Source organism: Algoriphagus faecimaris, from assembly GCF_900101705.1.
GTDB lineage: Bacteria > Bacteroidota > Bacteroidia > Cytophagales > Cyclobacteriaceae > Algoriphagus > Algoriphagus faecimaris.
Genome location: NZ_FNAC01000008.1, coordinates 88,907 through 102,037, shown reverse-complemented (window position 1 = coordinate 102,037; position 13,131 = coordinate 88,907). Strand labels below are relative to the sequence as shown.

The window sequence follows — 13,131 nt, the reverse complement described above, 5'->3', positions numbered from 1 at the left end:
GAGTTTTTATTTGATTCTACCATACTTCTTTAACAGCTCGACGACTTCGTCTTCTGGTAGTTCGTATACCGTCGTATTATTTTTCCCCACCATGGTTTCTGCTGCTACCATGGCATTCAGGATGGATTCTTCGGTCGCTTGCGCAGTTGCCAAGAAAAGTGGAGACATTTGATCATTGGGGATCATGTCTACCTGTTGATTATTTTCTCGATCGGCAGCCCCAGAATTGGCAGTAGAAAAGGCGATGAAAATATCACCTGAGCCATTTCCTCCATATCCACCTACTCGGCTGATTCCAATCGGAACTCGCCTGGCTAATCGTTTTAATTGATGGGGAAGCAGCGGGGCATCAGTCGCGACGATCACAATGATGGATCCTCTTTCTTCTTGGCGTTTTAATGGATCCAAAAGAATCTGCCGATCGGAAATTTCTTTGCCTACAGGCACTCCGGCAATGGTTAAGCTCTCCCGCGTACCATAATTTGCCTGCACCAGCACACCTAGGGTGTAGGTGGTATTGTTGATGACTAATTCACGGGAAGAGGTACCTATCCCTCCTTTGAACTGATGACAGATCATCCCAGTGCCTCCGCCCACATTACCTTCTTCAACAGGCCCGGATTTTGCATTTTCCAAAGCAGCATAAACATGCTCTTTTTTGACATGAAAGCCATTGATGTCATTCAAATCCCCATCATAAGTTTCGGCTACTACCGGCAAGGCCCAAAATACGTCAGGCTCATCGGGTAAGGGGTCAAAATGATTGTTGTTAAACTGCCATTCCACGACTGCGTCCCTTACAATGCCTACACTGTGGGTGTTGGTAATGGCAATCGGTCCCTCCAAAAAACCCGATTCTTCGACCCAGGTGGTTCCTGTCATTTCCCCATTTCCATTGAGACTATACCAGCCTGCGAAAACCGGATCGTATTGCTTCCCTTTGGGAAAAATAGTGGTCACCCCTGTTCGGACAGGACCTTCTCCTACTACTAATTTACCTTCTCCTGATATCAGGGTGGTATGTCCGACTTCAATGCCTTTGACATCAGTGATAGCATTGTAAGGTCCAGTTTTTCCATCCAAAGGAATTCCTAAATCTCTGGCTCTATTTTTTTGGCCAATTACTTGAAAAGTAATGAGTAAGATTATTGAGATTAAAAATGTCTTTTTCATATTGGCTACTTTAATTTGGTAAAACTCTATTCTAGATACTCAATTTTATTACTTCAGTCCGAATTGCACTTTTTCTGGCATCAGCGTTATTCATATCCAATTTGTACTGCTATTAAAATTGCAATAGCTGCAACCCCTAGAATTAAAAGGGCAGGTTTAATAATAAATTTGATCCAATGATTGTATTTAATTCCCGCAAGGGCTAATACGGCCATTAAAGCACCGTTTGTGGGCACAATCATATCCATCATGATTGCACCGTACTGATAAGCGAGAATACAGACTTGCCGTGAAAGGCCAATCAAATCAGCTAGTGGTGTTAAAATAGGCATTGTCAGAATTGCCTGACCCGAGTAGCTGGGTATCGGAAAATGAAGAATGGCTTGAGAAACCGTCATAAGAACCCCAGAGATGGAAGGTGGTACATTTTTTAAAGGAGAAAAAAGTCCGAATACAATAGTATCAACAATGAATCCCTCACTCATTATAATTGAAATACTATTAGCAAGGCCAATAACTATACAAGCAAAAACCATTTCTTTAAATCCTTCAACATAGATCTCGGTAGTCTTGTTGAAACCAAAACCTGCAATAATTCCACATACTAAACCTAAACCAAAAAAGCACGCAGACATTTCAATAAAACCCCAGCCAAGTACAATCAATCCATAGGTAACGCCACCGAATGTGAGTGCAAGTAATGTCAAAATTATTTTATTTCTGGCCGTTAATTCTTCAATATCCAATTCCAGTTTAGCTTTTTCTATACGATTTTTGCTAGCAATCCGAAGGATGTAAAATGTCCAAACTATGACAGCAATGAGCAGAAATACTAACCTGTACTCTAGGCCTGATAGCAATTCGAGCTCTGCTTCTTTTTGTGCCATTAACACACCAAAAGGATTAAATGGGCTAAAGGCAGCACCTACAACAGCTGATCCATAGCTAGCCGTTACAATTGTTGATGCATTGTATCCAAGGGTCCTTCCAAACAATAGTAAAACAGGGGTCATTGCTATGATTTCTTCTTGTAATCCAATAGTAAATCCAGCAGTCAAGAACAATAACAGAATAATGGTTAGGGCGAATACCTCTTTTCCCTTCAGTAGTGTGATGAGTTGATTTAAACCCTGATTGAGTGCTCCTGTCTTTTCGATCAAATAGAAACATCCCCCGAGCAGTAGAACTAATACAATTAAATCCGCTCTCCCGGCAATGCCCTTTGGGATTGCTAGGAGAGCATTGAAAGCTGAGAGATGTGGTGCTTCTATTTGTTCATATGAATTGGCTACCACAGTAGTTCGATTATTTACTGTATCAAGTTCCCGCTGGTAGTTTCCCTTTGGAATGATGAAAGTGAGTATCCATGCAAAAAGTATTACAGAAAGTATGATGACGAATGCGTTAGGGAATTTATTCATTCAGTTTAAATGCTCGAAAAACATATTCTAATCAACTGATCATTAATTTGAAATCAAACCGATCAAGGACGAAACACCTGATTTACTGTCCGAAGGAAATGGTTTTCTGCCCGACGGAAAATTATAGATTTTTAGGAGTAGGATAGAGGCTGGGAAATATCATTTATTCAGTTTTCAATACCTACCCTTAGTGCGCTTCATAAGAACTTAGATGTGGCCTACGGGCTTTTCAAGTTCTTAAAAGTTAGGTTTGGTGGATTAAAAGCATCTTACTAATAGCCTTAGATAAGGGTGGTTTGAGTATATAAATCTACTCCTGTTTTTCAAACCACATATTCCTGACTCTACCGTTTGAAACACGAAGACCATTGACTTCTCCGTCCGAAGATCTGATTATTTGTGCAAACACTATAGGTAACTCTGCTGTAATTTTATCTTGGGCTATTCTCTCCATTTTAATTTCGCCATGTCGAGGATGGTAGCATATCAATGAACCATTTTTCAAGTATATAGTGTAACTTGTTTCAATTTCAGAACTATAATATGTTCCTACATACTCCTTTAGTTCTTCATTAGTGACTGTAGTGTATTCATACTTATCAAATTGGTATGGCGAAGAACCTTCACCACTGACTATCATTTGTACACTTCCTTCCTGTAGATTAAAATTAACTTTAAGGCCTGTCTGCTGATCGATTAGGAATGTATCCTCTGAAATAGGAGCCATGGGCCTGGTACCATACCAGAGTGTGTCGTTTTTTAAGGTTATTTTACGATTTAGTTTCTGTTTGTCCTCCCAATAGTAACCCACATATTGGTTTAACTTATTAGCCGATAAGTTTATAGGTTTAAAATTTATTTCTTTAGTAGGCTCATTTTTTTCAGAAAAAATAATGTCTGCAACCTTCTTCCATTTATCTGGAGGGTTGGAGGTTGAAAAGTTAGACAATACAACAATACTGGTTTTTTCCGAGGGTAGTGTACCTATGAAGGTGCGAAACCCCCCAGTGGAACCTCCATGCTGTATACGCTTAATTCCTTTATAGGTATCGATCTCCACCCCAAATGCGTAATTATTGTAACCTCCATCATTTAATCGGTCAAGTGTTTGCATAAGTTCAAATTCTGATTCCCAACCCTGTGTTGGGGTATAAAAATTTCTAAGCCAAACTAACAAATCACTAGTGGTGGAATTTATATTTGCCGAACCATAATAGCTCCAGTATTCTATGTTCCTTTGAAAAGATTCATCACCACTATAAGATGTAGCGGTATTTAAGTGAACAGCATTACTTGTTGTTTCAATATAAGTATTATACATACCCAAGGCATCAAAAACATTCGATTTCATCCATGATACAAATGGTTCGCCAGTTACTTCTTCAATAATATTAACCATAAGTATATAGCCTGTATTACTATACATATATTCATCTCCTGGATTGAAATTGAGTTCCTTTTGCTTAAGCATAAAACGGTATAAGTCTTCGTTCGTCCTTTCATCATTAATTCTCCAACCAGCCAATACTAAAAGATAATGAAAGCTCCTTAAACCACTTGTATGATGTAATAGATGACGAATTGTGATGGTTTTGCCAAAATCTGGGAATTCTGGGATGTATAGCCTAATATCGTCATCAATGGAAAGTTTTCCTTGTTCTTCAAGTTTTACAATACCCATTGCAGTAAACTGCTTAGAAACTGAAGCTAAATTAAAAATAGTTTCGGTTGAATTGGGTACTAAATACTCCAGACTTGCCAGTCCGTACGCTTTCGAGAATACCAAACTGTCCTCTATCATAATAGCTACAGCACCGCCTGGATGATTAAGTACACTCCAGTCCGAAAACAAACTATCTATTTTTTGTTTTTTTTCTGTGCTTAGTTGTGCATTGCCGTTGTTTGTAATCGCCAAAATTAGAAGCAAAGTGACAATATAAATCTTTAACATATTTTTATTATTTAAATTAAAGGTATAGTAAACTATCATTTAGTAACCTCGGGCCATTCTGTTCCTGCTTCTTGGAGAACCAACCATGTTTCTGCAAGTTTATTTTGTTCAATTCTATAAACTTGCATGCCTTTTTGATTAATCATTTTCCCTGTTTTAGGATCAGAATATTTTAAAGTATATCTAATCCACACCCGATCAGCTTCAATGGATCGATCATGTATTAAAAATTGAATATCGGGTAGTGCATTTCTAATTTGCATTATTTCCTTTGAGTAATCATCTCTTGAAATAATACGATCTCCTTCTATATCATGTCTAATATAATTATTTGTTACACACGATGGAATCAGCTCATATTGACCCTCGGACCAAGCCTTATCCCATTTATCGAAAAGTTTATCCACAGAAGAAATATCCAGAGTTGGCAATATTTTATTGTTTTGTTCAATATTCTCTATGTCTTTATTGACATTTTGAACTTTACAGGCTACTAACAGAAAACAGGTTAGGTATATGTAAATTATTTTTTTCATAAGTTAATAATTAGTTCAATAATCTTAATTGAGATCAACGGTCAAGTTTAAGAATAGTAATGGCTGCCTCTTTCAGGCAGATAATTATTTGTATCCATTGTTAAAAACCTAGTTTTTTTTAATCAACTTTATTTAAAACAGATTGCCAAGCGGTCAATTTCCACACCCCATCTACTTTATATTGCACTTCCAAAAATCTAATTGTAAAGTCAGTTCGTCCTAAATTAACATCTACCTTTCCAGTCAAAACTGCTGTTTCTCCATATATTCTTATCTCAACATCTTTTGGAATGAATGAAATATAATTGATTTTTCCAGATTCTATTGTTTCAAGATATCCCGTCTTTGTTTCAGTCCAACCAGTTGTATGAGCATAAGTCAGGTCATCGGATAAAAAGTCACTTAATTTTTCAATATCAGCGTCAATCATAGCCGAAATTCTTGAAGATTGGGCGTTAAGAATTTCTTGTTTTAGGATATCCGTACTTTCTTTTTGCGCGAATCCGATATTATAGGAAATTAATAACATTAGTATCGAAATTTTTAGTGATTTCATTGCTTTAATTTTATAGATGCTCATGGAGTAAGTTTTTGTCCTATGTTTTACAACTGATTTGGGCTGGGCGTAGTTGCGTGTCCCGATAGCTATCAGGATAGCAGTTAATCTTCAAGCCTGTCTAGTGGCAGTTAGGCAATTACTTATAGTTATTGTAGCTATTTCGTTACTTTTTGAGTTCATTATTGATTATGGTTATTGTTGAATCAGCATTTATAATTAAGTCATTCAGGTTTTTTATCGAAGTTTTTATTGTGTTCGCTTTCCAACTATGATAGGCTTCAAGTTGAAGAAAAATTTTAGGAATGTTATCTTGAATATTCAATTCTTTAGATAGTTCTGCTTGACTATCAAATCTCTTGCGAAGAAAAGGAGTTCCTAACATTGTGATTTGCCCAATCATGTCGACCATTGTAGTGGCATTTGTATTATTTCCACTTATCAATTCGTTTTGAACATCTAAATAAGTGGTTAGGCCATTATTGATGTTTTGAGGAAATAAACTGATATCGCCAGTACTAATTAGCGTCTTGATTGTATTCGTTTTAAAGAATAAATTTATTCCTCCTATTTGAAGCTCACTTATATTTTCTAAACTTTTCTCTAGATTTAATGCCCCTTCTTGAAATTCTTTTTCATAATCTGCATATTTTTTCAAGAAAGCTTCGAAGTCGCTAATTCTATTTTTACAATAATCCTGATCATTTTTTAAATCTACCAAAAGCTGACGATAATAAATTTGCCTTTTGGTTTCTGTTTTTCTGTTTTCATTCCAGTTATTAATCTGCAATGCGATTAAAATCCCAATAACAACGAGGAAGATTTCGCCAATGGCGTATTTGAGATCACTTCCCATCTTGTTTTGCTTAAGGAGTTTTTGGCGGATTTTGCGAAATAGACTAATCATAAGTTTCCTTTTCAAATAATTCAAGCGCTTCGTTGATATAAAGGGTTAATTCTTTTAACCAAAGAATTTCAAGGGTTTGGCTCAAGTAATTTTTGTGGAGTTTTCGATAGGTCTCTGGTTGCCTCAAATAAGGAATTAACTCCGAATCGGATATGGTTAATTGGTTGTGATCTGGAAAATTTTCTCCATTGAAAAGGATCGGGTTTGCATTTTTAAAAAAGCCAAATCGAATCATCAATTCATTTCCATCCTCCGTAAAAAATATAAAAGATCTTTTACTAGCATCTTTATAACTATTAAGTGTTGTTTCGTAATCTGTAAGAATCTTGGTTTCTTTCTCATTCAATAGACTAAATTGCCCTGACTCTTTGCTTGCGCTCAAGCGGGAGCTTTTAATGTTTACTGAGCCGACCGCTAAAGCCTCATAGCCATATTTTCTTATAGAATCAATAGGCTCAGAAGTAGCCGCTCCTGAAGAAATTTCAAGAAGAATTAGATTTTTTTTTCTACTGTTTTCAAAGGACTTTTCCTTTAATGTTGCCTCTTCAAGGTTTTCTTTTATTTCTTCCTTGAGCAGGTTGAGTAGTTTGCTCTTTTCCCTTTTTTCAATTCGCTGTTGATTAGCAGTATTGATTTGTAAAGCAATCAAAATACCAATAGTCACTAAGATGATTTCTCCCACAGCATAGGCCAAATACTGGCTCATACGATTTTGCTGAAGAAGTTTTTGTCGAATTTTTCTAAAAAATTTTATCATGGGTTAGTGGTTTGTCATGATGGTAATGGGTATTAAATCGTAGTTGTGTACAAGCACTTGGACTTAGCCATAGTAAGTAAATTTGATTTTATTTTTGACCGATAAATTCATTGACAATCTTGCTTCTTTCAGATTCCATTTCACAAGTCCAGCTGTCTATCCACCACCTCCCATTTTCATAATGCAGCTGTATGCTATTCAATCCACGGACGGCAGATTCGATTTCAGGATTATCTCTTATTTCGAAAGCACTCCAGACTTGGGCCAAACGCCCAAATTGACTCACTGTTCTTTTCAGCTCTATCTCATAAAAATCTTCTTTAGGAGATAGAGCTAGGGGAATATATTCTGCTTCAAGCGCATGCGATTCTGCTTTCCCATTTTCATTCAATCTGGTAATTACGGCGTTTGGAGAATGGATGTAGCGGTCTCTATCAAATTGCCAGGGATCCTCACTTGACCCTGAAACCACCTCGTAGTAAGCAGTGATGATGGCATCGATGGATTGAACATCTTGAGCATATTGGTCATTTGGACTTTGAGCGAAAACAAGTGAGCAAGTCAGCAAGAGAAAGGGAAGAATAATGTTTTTTATCATCTGGATTCTATTTTAGATGAAACTTATGGGTAGCAGTCAGGTGTCCTTTTTATTTATTGCTGCCCTTCCAGTTCCATATAATCTACGACTAAATTGACCATGGCATTGATTCCGGTAATAAAGCCACTTTCATCCAGAAAAAACTCTGGGGTATGATGTGGTCCAGAGGTTTTGGGATCTTGACCTTTTGGCATACCTCCGATGTAGAAGTAGAAGCCCGGAACTTCATTAGCGAAAAATGAAAAATCTTCCGCTCCAGTATCTGCAGGGATCACTATGACATTGGACTTGCCTGCAGACTTTTCTAAGGTAGGAAGCATCTTAGCTGTAAGATCCAGGTCATTAAATGTCACAGGGAAGCGGGATGAAAAAGGAAGTTCCAGCTTGGCCTCGGCTCCATTCGATTCAGCCGTATGAGTCACTATTTGGCGAATCCGTTCATAGATCAACTTTTCATCCGAATCACTTAATGTTCTTACTGTACCCAGCATTTCTACCTGTCCGGGGATGATGTTAGACCGATTCCCTCCTTGGATTGCTCCGATGGTGACCACCGCTGCATTTTCTGTGACATTCAGGTTACGGCTGACGATGGTTTGAAGATTATTAACAATTTGGGCAGCGGTAACAATAGGGTCAACAGAAAACCAAGGCTCAGCACCATGTGAAGATTTTCCTTTGATGGTGATTTTCATGTCGCTCACTCCCGCCATCATGCCTCCCGGGCGATAGGCGATTTTTCCTACTTCAATTTGTGCAATGGAATGAAGTCCAAAAATGACATCCACATCCGGGTTTTTTAACACTCCTTCTTTCACCATGAGCTCAGCACCCCCTTCTTCTCCTTTGGGTGCACCTTCTTCAGCAGGTTGGAAAATAAATTTCACGGTGCCTTTTAATTCTTCCTTCATTCCTGACAAGATTTCAGCGACACCCATTAGGATTGCCACGTGAGAATCATGGCCGCAGGCATGCATCACGTAAGTTTCTTCTCCGTTATACATGGCCTTGGTCGTGGAAGCAAATGGCAGCTCATTGATCTCTTGAACAGGCAATGCGTCCATATCGGCGCGTAATGCTATCACAGGACCTGGGCGACCTCCCTTCAAAACTCCAACCACCCCTGTTACCGCCACATTGGTGGTCACCTCTATACCCAGAGTTTCCAAGTGCCGTGCAACCAAGGCTGCCGTCCGAACTTCACGATTCCCCAGCTCAGGGTTTTGATGAATATCCCTGCGCCAGTCGATTACCTTTTGTTCAATTTCCTTTACGGAAGCCTGGATTTGGGCTTCTTTTGACTGAGCGTTTAACTGTATTCCACTTAAGAAAAGTGCAAATGCTAACCCTAGAATTTTTTTCATTATCGTCTGATTTTATTTTTTGAATTCCATCACTTTTATTTAGATGAAGGCTTTGTTCAATTTCGCTAATCATTTTTTAGCTCATCCAAAAAATTAAAAATTTTCTGGTAGGCAGCCTCTCTTTCCTCTTGGCTTGGACTGTGTTTTCCTTCAGGGACGTATAGTAGAAAATCTTTTTCACGCAGTTTTGAGACGAAATTTGTAAAAGTTTCAGGCGGGATTTGATTATCCTTTCCTCCATGCCATAAGAAAATAGCCGGGTTCTCTTTGTCCAAATAGTTTATTGGTTCATAGATCGCCAATTCCTCTTTTTTGGCATAGCCTTCAGAAGGGAAAAGTGCATTTCCTGCCTTGCTAAAGAGTTCATTATCAAAATCGATAAATATCTTTTCTATGACGTCCAAGTCATCTACCGGGCCTGAAAAATTTATAATACCCTTAATGGTTATACCATCAGTTAGTTTGTCGGGAAATGAGGTATTATTTTGAGCTAAACCCACATTAGTGGCAATTTGAGCCCCTGCCGAAAAGCCCGTTACAATGATGTTTTGTAGATCTAAATCGTATTTGCTGTTTTGTTCTTTCAAAAAGTTGAGTGCATGGCTGAGATCGCTGGTAGCAAGGGGAATTCCCCTTTTCAGTCGGTAATTCATATTCACCACATTCAATCCTTTTTTTAAGTAGGGCTGTATGTAAATTTCCTCTTCCGTTTTATCACTTAGGAAATAAGCACCTCCATGTAGAAATACAATTGTATAATTTAGTTTACCAAAGGATTTTGCATTTTGGGAAAGATAAATATCCATCACTTGCTCTGGATCCGAACCATAGGAGACGTCTTTCAGAACTTTGTAAGCAGCGGTTTGTTGTTCCGGCGATTTATTTTGAATGCTCGTCAGCTTTTTGGAGCAGGAGGATAGAAATATTGAAAAAATGAGGATCAGGTAGAGATCAGTTACTTTCATTGTTTAGTGAGTTGATTATTCAAACTTAATGCGTCAGGAAATCCCCATTGCTCTGCTATTTTACCATCTGCTATTCTGTATATGGAGGTTTCATAGATTGTAACTTTAATACCGGTAGAGTCAAGACCTTCGAATGTTCCCTGATGGGTGCCTGTGGATTTATACCTTGTTACCACTTTATCTCCTTCACTTACCATATCGACGATTTCTTCTTTCCAATCTGGAAATGATTTTCTATGACTTGAAATCGAATTTTTCGCCCCTTCAATTCCTTTCCATTCAATTCCATTGACAAAGTGGCAGACAAAATCGGGGGCCAAAATTTTATCCAAATCCGTTACTTGTCCATTAGTCCATACTTCATGATACTTTTTAACAACATTACGGTTAGCGTCTAGATTAATTTCTTTTTTATTTGAATTGCAGCTGTTTATAAACACACAGGCAGTAAGAATAAATACTGAAAAGATAGAATTTTTCATTTTGGTGTTTTTACTTGATATAGAATTTGATTTCCAAACTGATTATCCTCTACTGAGTTTACTGCCCGGAAGTCTTGCCTTGATGTATTTGAACTGCCCGTTGTGGTTGGACTCATGTTCGCAGACATGGAACCACTTGCAGTAGTTATTGGTAGGTCCCCAAGGCCATTCTTCATCGACTGACATTAGCCATTTGTCGTCTCTTTTCTTAAATTCCTGTATGGTTGTCTCCCGGACTTCCTCCAAGGTGCTGAGGTAAAAGTCCAAGTTATTTCCTTTGATGGTTTTTCTGGCCTCCTCTCCCAAGTTCATCGCTATATCAAAGCGGCTAATGTCCTTATCACTCCAATCCCCCCATTCTTTTCTTTCAAAAGTATGAACCTGGTAAAACCGCTCCGTGGCGGCTAGATGGAGCAGCATGGCGCCTATGGAATTGGAGTTTTCATCCACCAAAAAATCCAGCTGTTCGACACTCATGCCTTGGACAGGCATCAAAATCACATGTCGCATCCAGGTCATCATAGAAAGTAAGGTTCCGATTTGGGGAGAAAATCCATCTCTAGGCCCGATGATGTTCATTCTTTCATCTGCCCGAGTGGATGTAGTAGCACTTGCACCTGGAATCAAAGAAAGACCAAGTGTGCCTGTGGAAATGAACGCAGCGGATCTTATAAAATCTCTGCGTGTAGCGATGTTATTTTTTTTCATATCATTTAAGAAGATTATAAACGTTTGCTTGCGATTAAGCTTAGACAATTAAATAGGGTCAAATTATCCTTTTGCGCCATCCCAATCGGTGATTTGAAACATGTTCATAGTAGTGCTTCTGTGTGGTTCCAAGGCCTCGTTGATGGCTTTAACACCAAAATCCAACCCTGCTTCCGTCCGCAAAGGTCGCTGTCCAGCCGGGGCGTCGATTAGGTCTTCAAAGATTTTGACCACAATCATCGGGTCAGTGGGTGCATCTCGGTTTGCAAAGGCCGCTTCCGAATTAGCAACAAAGCCTTCATTAAACGCTTGGATGTGAGGGTAGGCGTTAGTTACCTCATCTTCATTGCCGATGATGACATTGGGAAGAAATTTGGTGGAAAAAGGTCCCGGTTGGACGATAGACACATCAATTCCTAAAGGGCCAACTTCATAGCGTAATGATTCACTCATGGCTTCTACTGCCCATTTGCTGGCACAATAAATTCCAAAGCCTGGCACAGCTAATCTGCCCGCGATCGAACTCAACTGAATGATTAAGCCGGATTTTTGAGCTCGCATGTTAGGAAGCACCGCTTTAATCATTCGAATATTACCCAGTACATTCAGGTCAAATTGTGCTTGGCATTCTTCTAAGCTAAAGGTCTCGATCGCACCTCCAAAGCCTCTGCCGGCATTGTTGATGAGTACATCTACCGTCGGTAGGTTTTTCGTTGCCTTGGAGACACTTTTATCCGAAGTAACATCGAGTTCGATTACCTCCAAGTTTAGGTTGTTTTCTTTTCCAAAATCCCGAAGAGCCTTTGCCGCCGCAGCGTTTGAGGTGCTGACATTTCGCATGGACGCGAAAACATGATGCCCTTTTTCGGCGAGGTATTTTGCTGCCTCAAATCCGAACCCGGTACTGCAACCGGTGATGAGTATTTTTTTCATGATTTATAGAATTATAGTTCTGTTGAGATTAATGATTGTATTAAATTTTAAAACTTTAAAAAGCTGAAGGGCCAACTAATATTTTACAGTGTGATCATTCATCGCTTATTCCACTGTAGCACAATCTCGGTGATAAAAAGAGGCAACACCCAAGAAAGCCAAATGGCAGTAGGCCCCGTCTCGATAAATGTTCCCAAGTCATTATAAAAAGCCTGACTGGTAAGCCATCGAAAAAGCACAAAAGCAAAAGTCACTACGTAGCTTCGGATCATCCACTCTTTGTGGAGTTGGATTCGTCGTAAGAGAATAAAGCGAAAGGCCATACCCGTAGTGCCAAACCAGGCGGCTGCCAATCCGATCAAGGCTAAACTCCAGGTCCAATGAATTGCCAAGCCTGTAGTCAAGGATAAGGCAACTGAACTGATCACTGCGATCAGAATCCCACTGATGTAGGCCATGCCTATTTTTCGATGAATGTGAAGGTATTTATTCCGAAAGGCAGGCCAAAACTGAAACGGACCCAAAACCAAGGCTAACAATCCTCCAGAAATATGTCCGATCAGCGGCCACTTCATAGACCAAAATCTCCCAAAAACAGACTCTTGCATCCCAAAGTAGGGTAAGGCATCATTTAGGATGAATTTGCCGGCAAAAAGAACCAGAAAAGCGATTCCCAACCAAGTAACCCAGGTTTTGAAGGGAATAGGAGCAAGAGAAGTATGATTGTTCATGATTTGAAAATAAGTCAAGTCTAGGCTCTAGCGAAGGAAACCTAATCGC

General features: G+C 39.0%; 14 protein-coding genes. All 14 read right to left on the bottom strand.

Going from position 1 to position 13,131, the window contains the following annotated elements; genetic code table 11:
- Nucleotides 1-6: 6 nt before the first annotated feature.
- Nucleotides 7-1,173 carry a DmpA family aminopeptidase gene (locus tag BLQ57_RS05995; RefSeq protein WP_087938428.1) on the bottom strand — a complete coding sequence of 389 codons (1,167 nt, stop codon included), beginning with the start codon at nucleotides 1,171-1,173 and terminating at the stop codon, nucleotides 7-9.
- Nucleotides 1,174-1,259: 86 nt separating this feature from the next.
- On the bottom strand, nucleotides 1,260-2,594 hold the full coding sequence (locus BLQ57_RS05990) for a YfcC family protein (protein WP_087938427.1): 1,335 nt from the start codon (nucleotides 2,592-2,594) through the stop codon (nucleotides 1,260-1,262).
- A 310-nt stretch (nucleotides 2,595-2,904) separates the two neighbouring features.
- Nucleotides 2,905-4,545 (bottom strand): serine hydrolase domain-containing protein, encoded by a 1,641-nt coding sequence (locus tag BLQ57_RS05985; protein WP_169712720.1) that lies wholly within the window; start codon nucleotides 4,543-4,545, stop codon nucleotides 2,905-2,907.
- Nucleotides 4,546-4,580: 35 nt separating this feature from the next.
- Entirely contained in the window at nucleotides 4,581-5,081 is a 501-nt protein-coding gene (locus BLQ57_RS05980) for an ester cyclase (protein WP_087938425.1), read from the bottom strand.
- Between the two features lie 118 nt (nucleotides 5,082-5,199).
- Nucleotides 5,200-5,661, bottom strand: coding sequence for a nuclear transport factor 2 family protein (locus tag BLQ57_RS05975; RefSeq protein WP_087938424.1), 462 nt, complete (start codon nucleotides 5,659-5,661; stop codon nucleotides 5,200-5,202).
- Nucleotides 5,662-5,803: 142 nt separating this feature from the next.
- Nucleotides 5,804-6,544: a DUF6090 family protein gene (locus tag BLQ57_RS05970; RefSeq protein ID WP_087938423.1), complete on the bottom strand. Its 741-nt coding sequence runs from the start codon at nucleotides 6,542-6,544 to the stop codon at nucleotides 5,804-5,806.
- Nucleotides 6,537-7,250 carry a hypothetical protein gene (locus BLQ57_RS05965; protein WP_175444649.1) on the bottom strand — a complete coding sequence of 238 codons (714 nt, stop codon included), beginning with the start codon at nucleotides 7,248-7,250 and terminating at the stop codon, nucleotides 6,537-6,539. The genes BLQ57_RS05970 and BLQ57_RS05965 overlap by 8 nt, the downstream gene beginning before the upstream one ends.
- A gap of 139 nt (nucleotides 7,251-7,389) precedes the next feature.
- Entirely contained in the window at nucleotides 7,390-7,899 is a 510-nt protein-coding gene (locus BLQ57_RS05960; RefSeq protein WP_087938421.1) for a hypothetical protein, read from the bottom strand.
- A 53-nt stretch (nucleotides 7,900-7,952) separates the two neighbouring features.
- Nucleotides 7,953-9,263, bottom strand: a complete 1,311-nt coding sequence (locus tag BLQ57_RS05955) for an amidohydrolase (RefSeq protein WP_087938420.1) — start codon at nucleotides 9,261-9,263, stop codon at nucleotides 7,953-7,955.
- 65 nt (nucleotides 9,264-9,328) lie between these two features.
- Nucleotides 9,329-10,228: an alpha/beta hydrolase gene (locus tag BLQ57_RS05950; protein ID WP_087938419.1), complete on the bottom strand. Its 900-nt coding sequence runs from the start codon at nucleotides 10,226-10,228 to the stop codon at nucleotides 9,329-9,331.
- On the bottom strand, nucleotides 10,225-10,710 hold the full coding sequence (locus BLQ57_RS05945; RefSeq protein ID WP_087938418.1) for an ester cyclase: 486 nt from the start codon (nucleotides 10,708-10,710) through the stop codon (nucleotides 10,225-10,227). The genes BLQ57_RS05950 and BLQ57_RS05945 overlap by 4 nt, the downstream gene beginning before the upstream one ends.
- Nucleotides 10,711-10,752: 42 nt before the next feature.
- Nucleotides 10,753-11,418, bottom strand: coding sequence for a DinB family protein (locus BLQ57_RS05940; RefSeq protein WP_087938417.1), 666 nt, complete (start codon nucleotides 11,416-11,418; stop codon nucleotides 10,753-10,755).
- Between the two features lie 63 nt (nucleotides 11,419-11,481).
- Nucleotides 11,482-12,351: an SDR family oxidoreductase gene (locus tag BLQ57_RS05935; protein ID WP_087938416.1), complete on the bottom strand. Its 870-nt coding sequence runs from the start codon at nucleotides 12,349-12,351 to the stop codon at nucleotides 11,482-11,484.
- Nucleotides 12,352-12,449: 98 nt separating this feature from the next.
- The gene (locus BLQ57_RS05930; RefSeq protein ID WP_087938415.1) at nucleotides 12,450-13,082 is read right to left on the bottom strand and encodes a DUF2306 domain-containing protein; all 633 of its coding nucleotides are present in this window, start codon (nucleotides 13,080-13,082) and stop codon (nucleotides 12,450-12,452) included.
- Nucleotides 13,083-13,131: the final 49 nt, after the last annotated feature.